This is a genomic window from Erythrobacter sp. S249, from assembly GCF_057364975.1.
In genome coordinates, this window is sequence record NZ_CP200287.1 from 1,534,051 (window position 1) to 1,550,057 (window position 16,007).

The window sequence follows — 16,007 nt, forward strand, 5'->3', positions numbered from 1 at the left end:
ACTTCCTATTTGCTCTTGCCCTAACTGTGGGTCGTGCCGGCTTCCTCATGCTTATCCTTGTGCGTATCGCGCAGGATATCGATCCCGCCATAGATCGCGATCCCGGCAACAGCGATGCCGACCAATAGATCTGGCCAATTCGCGCCAGTAAGCGTGACGACCAGCCCTGCGACAATAATCCCGCCATTTGCTACAAAATCGTTGAAGCTAAAAGTCGTTGCGGCACGCAGACTGACGTCCTTCTGCTGGAGGTTTTGAAGCAGGCGGAGGCAGATGAGGTTCACTACGGCTGCGATCGCAGCCATAGCCATCATTTCGATGCCGCCAGGGTCGGACCCCTCCAGAAAGCGACGTATTGCATCGGCAATAACGCCAGCGGCAAACAACAGGAGCAAGCCACCTGAAAGGCGAGCCGCGTTGCGCTTCCACACTCGAGAACGGCTAAGTGCGAAAAGGCTCAGGATATAGACAAGAGCATCAGATGCATTGTCGAGACCATTGGCGAGAAGCGCGTTAGAATCGGCAAAATATCCGACGAACAAGAAACCGACAGCCAACGCGACGTTGAGCCACAGGACAATCCACAGAGTTCGCCGCTTTTCAGCACTATCAAGCTCGAATTTATGATCGCCGCTCATGGCATTTCTCCGTGACCCTTTGCCTGCTCGGATTTCTCCGCGAAAATCAGGCTCACAATGGCAGGCAGCACGAACAGTGTGAGCGCTGTTGCCGTTATCAGTCCGCCGATCACAACCGTGGCGAGCGGGCGCTGCACCTCGGCCCCGGTTCCTGTCGCAAGCGCCATCGGAACGAAGCCGAGCGAGGCGACGAGCGCCGTCATCAAAACCGGGCGCAGGCGTGCAATTGCGCCTTCGACTATCGCTTCACCAAGCTCCAAACCCTTTTCGAGCCGCTGCTTGATCGCGGTTATCATGACGAGACCATTCAAAGTGGCCACGCCAGATAGAGCAATGAATCCCACGGCTGCCGAGATCGAGAATGGCATGCCCCTGAGGGCCAGGAAGAAGACCCCTCCAGCCAGTGCCATCGGAATCGCGCTGAACACCGCTAACGCCGAGACCCATCCGCCGACCGCCATGTAGAGCAGCAGCAGGATGACCGCGAAGGCGAGCGGAACCACGATCAGTAGACGTTGCTGCGCTTGCTGCAGGTTCTGATACTGCCCGCCCCATTCGATAAACGACGCGGATGGCAGATCGACGTTTGCGGCCACTTCGGACTGGGCCTGCTCGACAAATGAGCCAAGATCACGCTCCCGCACATTGGCGGATACGATGACCAGTCTTCGTCCCTGTTCGCGGCGGACCTCGGCCAGCCCATCGATGACCTCGAATTGGGCCACGGCTCTAAGCGGAATACTCCCGCCATTCGGGAGGACAATCGGCAAGGTGCCGAGCTGGTCAAAATCGTTGCGATTGGCATCTGACAATCTGACGACCACATCGAACCGGCGGTCGCCTTCGAACACCAGGCCGGCGTTGCGACCGCCAAGCGCGATGGCAACGGACTGGGTCACATCCTCGACGCTTAGCCCGTAGCGCGCGATCGTTGGCCGATCGAAGGCGATATCGAGTGTCGGGAAGCCAGAGACCTGCTGAACCTTTACGTCGGCTGCACCTTCGACGCCATTCAGCACGGCGGCGACTTCGTTCGCAGCGGAAGTCATGGCGGTCAGATCATCTCCGTACAGCTTGACCGCCACATCGCCGCGAACGCCTGCAATGAGCTCGTTGAAGCGCAATTCGATGGGCTGGCTGAACTCATAGAGATTGCCGACAAGGTCGCCCAGCGCCTCCTCCATCTCGCTTACCAGTGCATCCTTGGACAGCGAGGGGTCAGGCCATTCTTCTCGCGGTTTGAGGATCACATAGGCATCCGAAATGTTCGGCGGCATCGGATCGGTTGCGACCTCGGCCGTGCCGGTGCGCGAGAACACTAGCTCAACCTGCGGGAACTGTGTGAGACGTGTCTCGACCTGGCGCTGCATTGTGAGCGACTGCTCGAGCGGAGTAGAGGGGATGCGCAATGACTGCACTGCCAGATCACGCTCGTCGAGTTGCGGCGTAAATTCGCTGCCAATGAAGCTGAAGACCAGCGCTGCAAGTGCAAATACGCCGACACCGGTGCCGATGACCGGCCATGGACGGGCCAGGGCCTTGCGCAGCAGTGGACCATAGCGTTCTTTTGCCACGCGAATTGGCTTCACTTCTTTCTCGTTGATTTTTTTGTTCAGCAAGAGAGCGATCATCGCAGGGACAAAAGTCAGTGACAGGATGAAAGCCGAAGCCAGAGCAAGCATGACGGTGATGGCCATGGGCGTGAAGGTTTTGCCCTCAACACCGGTGAAGGTGAGAAGAGGCGCAAAGACCAGAAAGATGATCGCCTGACCGTAGACGGTCGGCTTGATCATCTCATGCGCTGCTGCGCGGGTTTCTGCGAGGCGTTCACGCAGCGTTAGCAGGCGTCCTTCAAGCTCCTGCCTATGGGCAAGGCGTGCGATACTGTTCTCGACGATGATAACAGCACCATCGACGATCAGGCCGAAATCGAGCGCGCCAAGGCTCATCAGATTGCCCGATACGCCGAGCCGGTTCATTCCGATGGCTGCCATCAGCATCGAGAGAGGAATGACCAATGCGGCAATGATGGCAGCGCGTATATTTCCAAGTAGCAGGAACAGCACGACGATAACGAGCAAGGCGCCTTCGACCAGGTTGTTGCGGACCGTCACGATGGTTGCATCGACCAAAGTGGATCGGTTGTAGACAATCTCAGCCACCACTCCGGCAGGCAGCGATGCACGAACTTCCTCAAGCCTGTCGGCTGCGCCAGCGGCAACGGTTCGGCTGTTCTCGCCCGCTCGCATCAGGACAGTTCCGACGACCGCTTCATCGCCGTTGAGCGAGGCAGCCCCTGTGCGAAGGTCACCGCCAATCTCGACTGTGGCAACATCGCCTACGCGGATCGGCATGCCTTCGCGGGTCGTCACCACCGCCTGCTCGATGTCTTCTACCGAATTCAGCCGGGAATCGACACGGGCCAAGAGCGCTTCGCCGGCACGTTCGACGAAGTTCGCGCCTTCCGCCTGGTTTGCCACTTCGAGCGCAGTAATCAACTGGTCGAGTGAAACACCGTAGCCGCCCAGACGATCCGGGTCGGGCTGCACCAGATATTGCTTTTCAAAGCCGCCGATCGAGTCGACGCCTGCGACACCGTCGGCTGATCGCATCAGCGGCGCAAACACCCAGTCCTGCACCGTGCGCAGATAGGCGGCTCTCGCCACCTCCGTGTCCAATCGCTCGCCCCGGTCGGTGACAAAGCTGCCGTCATTCTGCCAGCCAATGGCGCCGCCTTTTGGCGCATCCGTTCCACCCGGATGCTCGAATTCGATGGTATACATCAAGACTTCGCCAAGGCCGGTCGCAATTGGCCCCATCGACGGCTCCGCGCCTGCAGGAAGCGAAGAGGCGAGCGTGGCAAGCCGTTCTTCAACCTGCGAGCGCGCAAAGTAGATGTCGGTGCCCTCTTCGAAAATCGCCGAAACCTGACTGAAGCCGTTGCGCGAGATCGAGCGGGTCATCTCCAGTCCCTCGATCCCGGCGAGGCCCGTCTCGACAGGGAAGGTTACCTGCGTTTCGATCTGTGAGGGTGAAAGCGCCGGTGCTTCGGTGTTGATCTGCACCTGAACATTTGTGATGTCCGGCACCGCATCGATCGGCAGTTTCGCAATATTGAAGGCGCCCCAGATGGCTACACCTAGGGCAAGGGCCACGACCGCCCAGCGATTGCGCACCGACCAATCAAGGACGCCGCCAATCAGGCCGCCATTGTTGTTGCGCTCTTTTTCGAAGCCGCTTTCAGAACGATCAATGTCCATGTTCGGCTTCCTCTTTTCCGAGTTCGGCTTTGAGCAGGAAGGCGTTTTCGGTCGCGATCCGCTGGCCATTCTGCAATCCTGACACAATCACGATGCGCCCTCCCGAGCGCGATCCCGTCACGACAGGCGTCGCCCGAAAGCCAGTCTGGGTGCGAACGAACACGACTTCGCGCCCTTCGACCATCTGAACGGCTGCCTCAGGCACCGAGATGGCAGTCGCATCGGTCTCTCCGGAAGGCCGAATACGCGCCTGCAAGAATGCGCCTGGCTGTAATCCGGGCACTGCATTCGCAAGGGAAATAATAGCGGTGGCGCTTCGGCTTTCCGGATCGAGCGCGGGGGTTATCGAGCGCACACGTCCGCCGATCTCCCGCTCCTCTCCGAATTCGAGCGTTGCCTCGTCGCCGGGCCTAATTCTCACGGCATCGCTGGCGGGCAGAGCAACCTGCACTTGCAAGCCGCTCGCGTTCACGATCTGGAACATCTCTTCACCGGCTGAGACGTAGGAGCCCAGCACGATCGGCGCGCTGGTGATCTGCCCTGAAATCGGGCTCGTCACAGCGAGCGACCGTCCATCTCCGCTGACACCAGCAGCTGCGGATGCGGCTTGCGCGCGGGAAAGTTCGGACCTTGCCACCTGCAGATTCGCCTGCGCAGCTTCGAGATCCTGCCGAGCCGTCACATTGGCCTCGAACAGCCGTTTTTCCCGGTCATAGAGTGCAGAAAGTTCATTTACCCGCGCACGCGCGGCGGCGACCTGCGCAGCCAGTCCGGCAGCATCAGCGCTCTCGATCCGCGCGATCGCTTCCCCCTGCCTGACATAATCGCCAAGCATCTTGTTCACGCTCCGCACGACCCCCGAGGCACGTGCATCAATTCGCGCGCTGGCGTTGGGCGCGGCTGCGACAGTTGCGGGGAATACGATCTCTGTAACAGCACCAAACTGAACAGCTTCGATTTCGATGGAGGAAGCCGCGATTTGCTCTTCGCTAATTTGCAGAGCGCCTTCGGAACCTTCGGTTTTTGCTCCGCCTTCCTCTTCGCTCTGTCCTTCTTCGGAGTGTTCGGCAGACCCTGACGGCCAGAAGGCCCAAGCAGATACGGCCGCCAGAACAAGGATGCCGACTATTGCGATAAGATAGTTACGTTTCATGGGAAGGGATCTCACTGTGCGGTGAGCCAGATGAGCCGCGCCGCGAGCAGGCCGCGGGACTCTTCTGCCTGAATCAGATTTTCACGAATGGCGTCGCGCGCTTCGGCAGCTGCTAGGACTTCGATCAGCGGAAACCGGCCATTGCGGTATCCGATCTCGACAAGTCGGAGTGCTTCCTCGGCCTGCGGCAGGGATGCGCTGGAAAGGGTCTCCACCCGCGTTTCGGCGGCCAGATACAGCGTTCGCGTCCGCTCGAACTCCACGCGGTAGTCCGCCTCGGCTATCGCCTCGCTCGCGCTTGCCGCGCGGTATTGCGCTTCAGCGGCCGCGATGTTGCCTTGGTTACGGTTGCGGAAGGGCAGCGGAATGGAAATCCCGACAATGAAGGCTTGATCGTTGCTTTCCTGAAATCGGCGCACGCCTGCCGACAGCGTGGGGTCGGGAACGCCGAGCGAGCGTTCACGCGCAATTTCGGCCTCAGCAAAGCTGGTTCGCGCATCCGCAATGCGCAGCTGCAAGGGATCTTCGGAACCCAGCGGAGCGAGCGGCGGCGCTAAATCAGGAAAGACGTTTGATACAACCGGGTTGGGCCGGCCGGACACCCAAAGAGCCGCGAGCGCCTGACGTGCCGCTAGATCGGCAGCTTGTGCAGCCTGCAGCTCAGCTTCCGCTTCTGCAAGCGCTGCACGGGCGCGCATGGCACGCAGCGGCGGCTCCCGCCCGACCTCGACAAGCACATTGGCGATCCGGGCCAGCTCACGGTTCCGTTCGACGATTTCGAGCGCCAGGACGAGGCGCTGGCCTGCGGCGACAGCTTCGACATATCGCTCACGAACGCCCAGCGCGAGTTGCGACAGGGCGAGGTCGCTCTGCAAGCCGGTGAAGTCGGCCGATGCCTGTGCGCTCGCGATGCGCGCCCTTCGTTTGCCGCCGAGTTCAAGCTGCTGGCCGATCGCCAGAGTATATTCGGAAGAGCGCAGGCCGGAAAATGCACCGGAACCTGCAATGTCTTCCACCTCGAACGACAGCGAAGGGTTAGGCCGAAGCCGCGCCTGGTCGATAGCCGCACGCGCGGCTTCTGCTTCCGCTTGCGGGCCGTAGACGCGCGGATTGCTGTTCGAACTTGTACCCTCTTGACCGTCAACGCCCGCTCTGGCGAGCGCTTCATCGAGAGTAATTGTTTCCTGTGCCGATATCGGCAAACCCGTACACACGGCAATCAAGGCCGCGGCCAGTGCAATGCACCGCATTTCTTATCTCCTGACTGAAACCAATCGAGCGCGCTCGAAAGCGAGCTCGCAAATGATTGTCGGTCAGGCTTTGGGAGGCTGTATCAGGACTGGGGGAGCACGGGAGGCGAGCGATGACGTGGCAAGCGGGCCCCTCAGGTTATCCGAACTCCAGAAAGGTGATCGCAGGAGCATGCTGGTGTCAGCGAGACTAAAACTGCAATTGTGGTGGTGCGTGGCCGAATGGTCATGTCCATCATGGTCTGGTGTTGCATCGTTCGTATCAAAATGGTCCGCGCCATGCGCATAGATATGATCGGCCGCATGAGCGAAGCTTTCACCTTCCCCGGCATGCACGTCCGGGAGGGACAGCACGCTGCTGAAAAGGATCGCTAATACGGCGAGAAAAGGCAAAATCTTGCGTGTCACTTCAGCGAACATCTTAGAAACACGTGAAGATTTGTACAAGTTTATATCAATCATGGAACTTGGATGGCTGAAAATGCTCATAGTTGATCGTGCTCCAATCCACGCGCCGCCCATAGCCCTATGCCGCCAAGCAATATCTCGATAAGAGCTTCACGCAGCGGTTGGACGGCAAGCAGATCAGCGCCCTCCATGAAAACAGCCGCAACTCTGCTTAATCCCACGCAGATAAAAATTGCGGCAGCAGTCAGACTAAGCTGACGCGAAGAGAGGTTGATGCGCCCCCCAAGGATCAGCACAACGCCTATACCTATCTCGCCGCCTCCGATCATGGCGCGCATAGCCACCCGGGCAGATGGCTGGTCGAGCCCAATCGCATAGTAGCTCATGATTTCCGGCTGAATGAGAGTTACTATTCCGAGCGCGAGAAAAATGCAGCCCGCAAAAGAAGGGTAAACACGGCCCAGGTTTCGATGAAGATGGCTCATCACAGAAACCGCCTGGTTTGGCGTTTGTAGTCCAGATAGTCCTGACCGTATTGCTGCTCCAACCATGGTTCCTCGAATACAGGGGCAAGCAAATACATGGTCGCCCAGAGCGCCAATAATATCCAGACAAGCAACGTGTTGGCGAGCAGGCCCCAACCAATCATGCCGACCCATGTTGCGACGTAAACAGGGTTCCTGCTTATCCTGAACCAACCTTGTGTTTTCAGGCCGTGCTTTTCGCCAAATGCATTGCGCCAGCCCATCTGGAACGTGATCCAGAATGCGAGTGCAAAGCCGACAACCAACAGCACTAGGCCCAAAGTATATTGGAGCACAGCATAAGCGGGAGCCACAGATGCAAAGTCGAGAAGGGAAAGCGCCAGCAATGGGTAAAGGAACAGGCGAAACAGCGCCATGAAGGTGCGGTGCTGCCAACTGTTTCCTGAAGGGGGAGGGAAGAACTGAAACTTTCCGCTCAAAACCGCGAAAATGGAAAGCCCGATTATCGCGCAAATCGAACTGGCCGCTAATCCGAACAAACTCCAAGAGACCCATGAAGGCAGGTCAATCATGTGCAGCACTCCTACAACCAGCGCCGCGTCTGTTTGCGGTAGGCTGTAAATGCGCTTCCGAAATTCTGCTCCAGAACTCGCTCTTCAGGGATGATCTGGAGGAGCGTGATAGAGAGGGCGTAGAGAATTGGTCCGCTGAATGCTGCGAGGTTTTGGAGGGCCAAGGCTCCACCCACGAGCACGAGTAGCATACCCAAATACATGGGGTTTCGGGTAAAGCGATAGAGGCCTGTTGTAACGAGTTGCTCGGCTTGCTCAGGCGTAATCGGATTTACCGTTGTGTTCGCTTTCCCAAACGATCGAACCGCCAAGAAAAGCACCAGCGCTCCAACCGCAATGACGGGAACCGATAGCCAAAAGAGAGGCACTGATCCGTAAGCAAGCGCGGGCAGGTTTGTCGCCAGAATATAGCCAGCAAGGCCATAGAACGCGAACTGCATCAGGGGCGGGAAATACAGCTTTTTCTGTTTCTTGGATCGCTCTGAAATCTGGGTTTGAGGCATTTTTCGACTCGCTTGATTGTGATTCGAGTCAAGTGATACAGTCTACAGCGACTGTAGGGGCAAGTGGGAAAAGCACACTCATATGAAACCAATGACAATTGGCCGTCTTTCAAGTGCGGCAAAGGTCAAGGTGACCACCATTCGATATTACGAAAGTATCGGCTTGATGGGCACGCCAGACCGCAGCGCAAGTGGGCAAAGGCTCTATGGCAGCGTCGATGTGGAACGCCTCTCATTTGTGAGGCATGCCCGCGAACTCGGCTTTTCGATGGACGCAATCAAAGACTTGATTGGATTGCAGACTGAACCAGACCAAGACTGCTCGGCAGTTGACACAATCGCTCAGAAGCAACTTGCCGAAGTTCAAAAGCGGCTGGCACAGCTAGAGGCTCTGGAACGCGAGCTGAAACGCATGATCGAAAATTGCAGGGGCGGTAAAGTCGGCGGATGCCAGGTTATGGCGGCGATCAATGACCACTCTGAATGCGAGACTGATAAGCACGAGCGCCTTAAACCGCTGTGAGTTAAGAGAGCGGTTCTCGCACCTGAATGTGCGAGATTTCTGCCATCCAGTATCGCTCCCAGCCAATGTCCCCGAATGGGTCGGCAACAGACTGTCGGCTTTGAGCACAGGTTAGCTGAAGAGTGGACTGACCGCCCGGCCGAAGTGCCCTAGTTTAACTGCTCATAGAACGGACATTGGCCGGAACTGCCAACTTGCTGAGGATTTCATTGCAAATTGCGGGCCTTCGCACTAACCTACGCAGGCATTTGAGATTGCTATAGTAATCACCAAGGGACGCACCGCTGCTACGGTTGCGTCCCTTTTGCCTTCGAGGAAGGCCTGACTGATCTCGCTAGCGTGCTTGAGGGCCGCGCGCCAGTCAGCAATGAGGACGGCCACGTTCCGGCCCCGACCCTCGACATCCGTTTCGGCAAGATAGGCAATTGGTGGAAGGCGAAACTAAAGGCCCATCGCAGAGCGATGGGTCCGGGCGGCACACCGTTATCATCCGCTAGGGCAGGTTCAGCGCTGCGCTAGATTGAAAAGCTCCACGCTGAACCTGCCTCCGGAACCGAGTCAACCAAAACGACATTCTGGAGTCATACGAACTCGGAGAACTGAGTCAAAAGAATTGGCGTCAATACTCGCCATCCACCGCCTCGCTTGCATCTGCCCCTGTCCTAGGGACAAACCCATTCGCCGTTAGCGTCATCAACGATAGATCCAGGCCGCTAGCCTTAGCGCCCTTGCGCGCTGCGTCCGCAAGCAGTTGAAGCTTAGTCGGATCACCTTGCGATTGGTCAAATGCGGCAGACAAGAGCATCGCTTGGAGCATCAGCGCCTCGGCATATTCCTGGCGCTGGACATCGGTCGCCGAGTTAAAATCGGGAGTTGCAGCGAATGCGTTGCGAACCTGCTGCTTCACAGCCCTAACCACGGAAGCGCTCGGCTCTTGATCGGTCTTCTGCGACGTCGACCAAACATTGATCCACCACAGGGTGTAAGCGTCAGCAACATTATGCGAGTCGAGGCCATAGCCGCGAATTGCGGTGCGCAGCTCGCTCATGATGTTCGGCTGCGCCTTAATTAGCTGCTCTAGGTCAGCTCGGCCTGCCTCTACCGGTGTACGTTCCACAAAATTGCGCAGGTTTTTCTGGGTCTGCGCGCTGTCATAACGATAAGTGAAGCGGGTCTCGGGAAGGCTAGAGCTGCTCTGAACGGTTAGCCCGTTCTTTGGGCGCGGTGCTCCTAGTTGGGAGATTATGCGCTTGCCAAGTTTCTGCCGGAGAGCCGTCTCCGTTGTTACCGAAGACATCAAGTCAATACCGGGCATATTCATTTGGGCCGAAGCTGGTGCAGAAACAAACAGCGATGCGTAGAACAATGCTGAGAACGCTAAAAAAGATCTCATCCCTAATATCCTTATCTACGCCAAAAATAGCAATGGGTGGCCGCAACCGACCACCCTTTGATAAGATCGTTCGAAAGTTCAGCTTTTGCGCAAAATTGCTCCGCCAGCGAGCAAAACGAGGCCGAGTCCGGCGCCTGCAGCAAGGGCAATTCCCATCGAGGAATCGTCGTCATCGTCCTGCTCTGAAGAACTATCCTTGGCCAATGCATGAGCCGCCTCGCCATCCACCGCCTCGCTTGCATCCGCGCCTGTCCGAGGGACAAACCCATTCGCTGTGAGTGTCATAAGCGATAGGTCGAGGCCACTCGCTTTTGCGCCTTGTCGGGCAGCTTGAGAAAGCTGTTCAAGCATTTCAGGATTGCCCTCAAACTGATCGAGAGCCGCCGCAAGGATCAGGCCTTGGATCAACAACGCCTCGGCATATTCTTGACGCTGAGCGTCATCTGTAGTTGCAAAATCTGGGGTCGCAGCAAAAGCTGACCGAACCTGCTGCTTGACCATCGCAACGGTGCCTCGATCCGTATCAACATTGCGCTTTTCGGAAGCCAGCCAAGCATTGATCCACCACATCGCATAAGCATCAGCGGTATTGTGCGAATCAAGGCCATACGGGCGAATGCCTGCCCGGATATCATCAATAATGTTTGGCTGTGTCGCAAACATCTGTTCGAGGTTTTCACGCGCTGCCGGATCTGGAGTTCGAGCGATAAAATTGCGCAAGTTCTGCTGAGTTCGAGTGCGGTCTCTGCGAAAAGAGAAATCACTTGCACGAGGAGCCGCGTTCAATGCCCCTTGCTGTCGCGGAGCAATTAGCGAGGATCGCGTGTTTTGCGACTTTCGGACATGGCCCTGCGCTGCAGCACCAATGGCAATATTACCCATGCCAACGTTATTGACGAGAGGCGGCAGCGAGAAATCCTGCGCAGAGGCAGGCACAGTCGCACCTGCAGCAAGAAAAGTCGCAAACGCTGCGGTAGCAAGCTGGCGAATTAAAGACATAGAGTTGCTCTCTTAGTACCTAAGCAGTTTCAAATGAGCACCACCAAGTTCTGCATAATTTCTCGCACTGGCCTTCTCGACAGTAAAGGGCGGCCACAACAGACCACCTTTCGGCAACGCCGTTTGGCATTTCAACCTTTGCGCAAAATTGCTCCGCCAGCGAGCAAAACGAGGCCGAGTCCGGCGCCCGCAGCAAGGGCGATTCCCATCGAGGAATCGTCATCATCGCCCTGCTCTGATGAACTATCCTTGGCCAGTGCATGAGCCGCCTCGCCATCCACCGCCTCACTTGCATCTGCACCTGTCCGAGGGACAAACCCATTCGCCGTTAGCGTCATCAACGATAGATCCAGGCCGCTAGCCTTAGCGCCCTTGCGCGCTGCGTCCGCCAGTAGTTGAAGCTTAGTCTGATCACCTTGCGATTGGTCAAAGGCAGCAGACAAGAGCATCGCTTGGAGCATCAGCGCTTCGGCGTATTCCTGACGCTGGACATCCGTCGCGGAGTTAAAATCGGGAGTTGCAGCGAATGCGTTGCGAACCTGCTGCTTCACAGCCCTAACCACGGAAGCGCTCGGCTCTTTATCAGTCTTCTGTGACGTCGACCAAACATTGATCCACCAAAGCGTGTAAGCGTCAGCAACATTATGCGAGTCGAGGCCGTAGCCGCGAATTGCGGTGCGCAGCTCGCTCATGATGTTCGGCTGCGCCTTAATTAGCTGCTCTAGGTCAGCTCGGCCTGCCTCCACCGGTGTACGTTCCACAAAATTGCGCAGGTTTTTCTGGGTCTGCGCGCGGTCATAACGATAAGTGAAGTGGGTCTCGGGAAGGTTCGAACTTTCTTGAGAACCCAAGGCAGATGCGGGGCGCGGCGCGGTAAGCTGGGAGGTTATGCGTTTGCCAAATTTTTGCCGGAGAGCAGTCTCCGTCGTGACCGAAGACATCAAATCAATACCAGGCATCATCATTTGAGAGGAAGCCGGAGCAGAAACAAGCAACGACACGGACAACAGTGCAGAGAACGCCAGAAAAGATCTCATCCTTAATCTCCTTATCAGTGCTCAAAATACAACAGGGTGGGAGAATGAACAAGCACCTCCCACCCCGTAATTTAGATCAGTTCAGCTTATTGTTTACGTGCCATCGCTGTCAGACCTTCGCCAATCGTCTTGATTGCGGTGCTAGTCGCATTCATCAGATAGGAGAATTCCTGAGTCTTGACGGTCAGTGTGTTGGTGTCTGCAATCGAGCGATCATCGCCCTGATCGTCGAGAGACTGAGCCAGCGACTCAATATCGCTGATTTTCGCATCAAGCGCAGAAGACATTGAGTCCGCAATCACCTGCAGCCAGCTGCGGCCACCCTCAGCACCTTCGCGCTCTGCACGGCGACGACCTTCGGTGACCGCTTCGTTGAGACGGTCGAAGATAGCGAGCGAGTCGCTTTCAACGGCACGCTGGAAGTCAGCGGTCTGACGAGGCGACAAGTTCACCATTTCCGCAAAGCCGCCCGCTGCTTCACGCATGTTCTGCATTTGCAGACCAGGCATGCCAATATTCGAAGCGAAGCTTGCTTGGGCCAAGTCAATGAACGGCTGCGCAATGCCAAGCCGGTCACCAAGCTGCTGAATGATATTCATTCCGACTTGAGCGCCAATCGTGCGCATCGCGAGCGAAGCCCAACCTGCCGGGCCCATTGCGAGCTGCGCCAAGTTGATAGGGTTAATGACAGAACGGACGAGACCACCAATACCAAACATCACAATACTCCTTTTGAAGAATGTCCCGGCGGGCTTCCACTCGCCTTGGGATCTTTGTGACGGGTCCCGGCGAGTCGCAGTATCGGCAGAATGCATAGATCGCCTCTGCAAAACGCATAGGCGGCACCAATTACCTGATTCACGAGCGTCTGACGCAGCTACGTAACAGCTGGTCGCCATGTGCTTGTCATTCATCGTCAGATATCGGCCAATCACGTTTGACTAGTCGAATGATAATTCAGGCAAAATCGTCAATTCAGGGGGAAATATGGGCAAGCTGCTAAGCGCGATCACTGGGCTGACCTTTGCAATCAGCCTCTCGGGGCCTTTTGGTATGAGCGCCGCGCTGGCCCAATCTTCCGAAGCCGAGGTAGAAGAGAGCATTCTTGGCGATGATTTTGCGCGCGACACCGGCGCGATCATTGTCACTGGCAAGCGCCTTGGCGACAATCTGTTTGAGCAAGTCGATGTGCCGGAGGATTCCTGCCTTGCCAATGCGCCGCCAATTGGCACCAACGAGCCAGGCTTCGCGATTGACGCGACTGGAATGAAGCGGGTCAGGGACCTCACCAGAATTCGCAAGAGAACGCGCGCAGGCACAATTTACATTAAGGGCGGCTCGTTCGTCGGCGCCAAGATGCGAAAGGCGCGGCTGTATAACATGTGCTTCTTCGGCACGGATTTCAGTCAGACAGATTGGACTGGCTTTGCCGGATCGGGCCTCGGCTTTGTGAATGTAGACCTATCAGGCGCCAAGATGGCCGGGGCAAAGCTGCCTTATGTCTTAATGCGCGATGCCAAGCTGGCTCAAGTCGATGCGCGGCAGGCCGATTGGCAAAATGGGCGTCTTGATGGCGGCTGGACCGGGTCGATGCGCAATCTCGACCTATCAGGTGCAAACCTCACCAATTTCCGTATCGCTTGCGGCAGCGGCGCGGCCGATGGCTGTCCGACCGAGCGAGAGGGCATATCACTCAAGAACGCAAATCTACGCCGAGCCAGTTTCTACGGCTTCTTTTGGCCGGACATCGATCTTAGCGGCGCGCAAATCGATCAGACAGAGCTGGCACTGGATCATCTTCCAAGCTTGAAAGGCGCGCGTCTGGTTGGCCCGGTAGTCCTGCGCTCGCCGCGCCGGGCAATCATGCTATTTCCTGGTGAAGTCGATCAATTGGTCAAAGGCTCCAGCGAAGATGCGAACCAGACTGATCCATGCGGCAATGCTCGGCTTGTTCCCGCCCTGCAATTGGCATGCGACGTTCCGGGCAGCAGCACGCGCGCACTGCTCGCCTCGGTAATGCAGCTTGAGCGCCAGAGCACCTCTCAGAAAGGCTATGCATCGCGCCGGGCGGCCTGGGCGTCGGGCCGAGACGGCTGCATCAATCTCGAAACAGAAGATCAGCAGGTCAGCTGTGTCATCGCCGCTTACGAGGCGCGGCAGGCTGATCTGCGCTCCAGCACTGGCGCGCCCTCTTGGGTGTCTGGCTCCGGCTATCGGTTGTTTGTTTCGAGCGAGGCGGCCTATCCAACCGCTGAGGGTCAGCCAGGCCTTTATGGCCGGATCTTGCCGATCCTGCTCGATTCTGCGGTCGCAGCTGTGATTGTGAAAACGGACGGGTCTGGTTGGGCTAGCGCGAAGGGCGTGGCCGTTGGCGGTTGCTATTTCGAAGTCGATGGACTGGCCTATGACGATGCGGATGGCACCTTAAACTTCGCCCGCAAATCGCGCCGCCGCAGGGCTGCACCGATTATGCAGGAACCGCTGCTTAGCTTCGCCGGACAAAGCACCGAAGTGCGCGAAGAGGGCGCGGCCAGGATCGAGGGCTGCTCAGCGAGCGGCGACTTCCCGCGACTCGAGGCGCTCGATTTGAACGACAATCTGCTCGAGTCCATGTGGGAACGGTTCTAAGCAAGAACTCACGCACGCCGTTCCCCTGCGCCGCCTATACGAAACGTATAGAGACGCTCGCCGCCATATTTGGCATTAGCTGTAAGATATGCAGGAACGCTAGAAGGCGAGACGGAGCGAGCAATGGAAACCAATCGCGTAAATGATTTTGCTGCGGACAGACGCAGCGAGATTGGCGTTGGCGTCCAAACCTCCCCGCTAGCAGCCGCCAGCGACGCGCGAATTGAGGCCGCCCGCAATACAATAACAATCGGCGGGCCAAGCAATGCGGTGCAATTTAACCGCACTCAGTCCGTACCGGATCAGATTGCGGTGGGGCAGGCCGGACCAGCAGACACAATCGCGACGGGCGCTCCGCCGCCGCCAACCACCCGTGAACTCGCCGCTATGGCAACCGACGTCTACACCCCAGGTGCAGCGCCGCCCGCTGGCTGGGATTTAGCTTCCGGCGCGCAGCTTGCTGAGATTGGGCTAAGCGAGTCGATGCTCTCCTCACCCACGACCGACTTCCAGGCGGAGGTATACACCCGCGAAATCGCCGGACAGACGAGCTATGTGGTCGCCTTTAGAGGCACACAGAGCGCCGCCGATTGGCGCGGTAATTTTGGCCAAGGACTGGGCCTGCGGACCGATTACTACAACCGCGCCTTGGAAATTGGCGAGCGGCTGACCGTGCCTGAGGGCGCAAGAGTGACCCTCACTGGCCATTCGCTCGGCGGCGGACTCGCCTCGGCAGCGGCAACCGCAGCAGAGCTCGATGCGACCACGTTCAACGCCGCTGGTCTTTCGGAACCCACTCTGACTCAGGCGCGCAGCATAGCGGCAGCCGACGGACGCTTGGATGTCCCAGACATCAGCGCCTTTTACGTGCGCGGTGAGATCCTATCGACCCTGCAGGATGGCGGTGACCGCATGATTGGGGCAATCCTGGGCGGCGCGCTGGGCGCTGACGTTGTCGACATGCCAGAGGCGATCGGCACGCGCATTGAACTCGATCCAGTCCGCCCTGAAGGCATGAAGTGGTATCAAGACCACGCAGTGAACCGCCACTTCATGAGCTATGTGAATGCCAGTCTGCCGGGAGGCTGACTTGGCGCGCGACCTTAGGTTGCCTATAGCCTGGTATCTACGATGCGCTATGCGCTAGCCTTATCACCT

The 16,007-nt window shown here is 57.6% G+C and carries 15 protein-coding genes; 3 read left to right on the forward strand and 12 right to left on the reverse strand.

What is annotated here, in order from left to right; all coding sequences use genetic code 11:
* Window positions 1–20: 20 nt before the first annotated feature.
* From AC0V6V_RS07200 to AC0V6V_RS07235, 8 genes are all read right to left on the reverse strand, one after another.
* Window positions 21–638, reverse strand: coding sequence for a cation efflux transmembrane domain-containing protein (locus AC0V6V_RS07200; protein ID WP_034960314.1), 618 nt, complete (start codon window positions 636–638; stop codon window positions 21–23).
* Window positions 635–3,841 carry an efflux RND transporter permease subunit gene (locus AC0V6V_RS07205; RefSeq protein WP_486166060.1) on the reverse strand — a complete coding sequence of 1,069 codons (3,207 nt, stop codon included), beginning with the start codon at window positions 3,839–3,841 and terminating at the stop codon, window positions 635–637. The genes AC0V6V_RS07200 and AC0V6V_RS07205 overlap by 4 nt, the downstream gene beginning before the upstream one ends.
* Window positions 3,842–3,887: 46 nt before the next feature.
* Window positions 3,888–5,051: an efflux RND transporter periplasmic adaptor subunit gene (locus AC0V6V_RS07210; protein ID WP_486164749.1), complete on the reverse strand. Its 1,164-nt coding sequence runs from the start codon at window positions 5,049–5,051 to the stop codon at window positions 3,888–3,890.
* An 11-nt stretch (window positions 5,052–5,062) separates the two neighbouring features.
* Window positions 5,063–6,301 carry a TolC family protein gene (locus AC0V6V_RS07215; protein WP_034960316.1) on the reverse strand — a complete coding sequence of 413 codons (1,239 nt, stop codon included), beginning with the start codon at window positions 6,299–6,301 and terminating at the stop codon, window positions 5,063–5,065.
* Window positions 6,302–6,364: 63 nt separating this feature from the next.
* A complete protein-coding gene (locus tag AC0V6V_RS07220; RefSeq protein WP_034960317.1) occupies window positions 6,365–6,790 on the reverse strand; it encodes a hypothetical protein in 426 nt (141 codons plus the stop codon).
* Window positions 6,787–7,194, reverse strand: coding sequence for a DUF4345 family protein (locus AC0V6V_RS07225; protein ID WP_034960319.1), 408 nt, complete (start codon window positions 7,192–7,194; stop codon window positions 6,787–6,789). The genes AC0V6V_RS07220 and AC0V6V_RS07225 overlap by 4 nt, the downstream gene beginning before the upstream one ends.
* Window positions 7,194–7,766, reverse strand: coding sequence for a methyltransferase family protein (locus AC0V6V_RS07230; protein ID WP_034960320.1), 573 nt, complete (start codon window positions 7,764–7,766; stop codon window positions 7,194–7,196). Before AC0V6V_RS07230 ends, AC0V6V_RS07225 begins: the two co-directional genes overlap by 1 nt.
* Window positions 7,767–7,777: 11 nt before the next feature.
* The gene (locus AC0V6V_RS07235; protein WP_486164750.1) at window positions 7,778–8,269 is read right to left on the reverse strand and encodes a methyltransferase family protein; all 492 of its coding nucleotides are present in this window, start codon (window positions 8,267–8,269) and stop codon (window positions 7,778–7,780) included.
* Between the two features lie 82 nt (window positions 8,270–8,351).
* Between AC0V6V_RS07235 and AC0V6V_RS07240 the strand changes: the two genes are divergently transcribed.
* Window positions 8,352–8,792, forward strand: coding sequence for a MerR family transcriptional regulator (locus AC0V6V_RS07240; protein WP_034960321.1), 441 nt, complete (start codon window positions 8,352–8,354; stop codon window positions 8,790–8,792).
* Window positions 8,793–9,411: 619 nt separating this feature from the next.
* On the opposite strand, the gene AC0V6V_RS07245 is transcribed toward AC0V6V_RS07240, so the two are convergent.
* The 4 genes from AC0V6V_RS07245 to AC0V6V_RS07260 all read right to left on the reverse strand — a co-directional run bounded on the left by AC0V6V_RS07245 (window position 9,412) and on the right by AC0V6V_RS07260 (window position 12,940).
* The gene (locus AC0V6V_RS07245) at window positions 9,412–9,909 is read right to left on the reverse strand and encodes a DUF6683 family protein (RefSeq protein ID WP_486164751.1); all 498 of its coding nucleotides are present in this window, start codon (window positions 9,907–9,909) and stop codon (window positions 9,412–9,414) included.
* 354 nt (window positions 9,910–10,263) lie between these two features.
* The gene (locus tag AC0V6V_RS07250) at window positions 10,264–11,184 is read right to left on the reverse strand and encodes a DUF6683 family protein (RefSeq protein ID WP_486164752.1); all 921 of its coding nucleotides are present in this window, start codon (window positions 11,182–11,184) and stop codon (window positions 10,264–10,266) included.
* A gap of 131 nt (window positions 11,185–11,315) precedes the next feature.
* The gene (locus AC0V6V_RS07255; RefSeq protein ID WP_486164753.1) at window positions 11,316–12,221 is read right to left on the reverse strand and encodes a DUF6683 family protein; all 906 of its coding nucleotides are present in this window, start codon (window positions 12,219–12,221) and stop codon (window positions 11,316–11,318) included.
* 86 nt (window positions 12,222–12,307) lie between these two features.
* Window positions 12,308–12,940, reverse strand: coding sequence for a hypothetical protein (locus AC0V6V_RS07260; RefSeq protein ID WP_486164754.1), 633 nt, complete (start codon window positions 12,938–12,940; stop codon window positions 12,308–12,310).
* A 268-nt stretch (window positions 12,941–13,208) separates the two neighbouring features.
* Between AC0V6V_RS07260 and AC0V6V_RS07265 the strand changes: the two genes are divergently transcribed.
* Together AC0V6V_RS07265 and AC0V6V_RS07270 are read left to right on the forward strand one after the other, a co-directional pair.
* Complete coding sequence (locus AC0V6V_RS07265) at window positions 13,209–14,849, forward strand: pentapeptide repeat-containing protein (protein ID WP_486164755.1); 1,641 nt, start codon at window positions 13,209–13,211, stop codon at window positions 14,847–14,849.
* A gap of 123 nt (window positions 14,850–14,972) precedes the next feature.
* Window positions 14,973–15,938, forward strand: a complete 966-nt coding sequence (locus AC0V6V_RS07270; protein WP_486164756.1) for a Tle-like phospholipase domain-containing protein — start codon at window positions 14,973–14,975, stop codon at window positions 15,936–15,938.
* The last annotated feature ends 69 nt before the right edge of the window (window positions 15,939–16,007 follow it).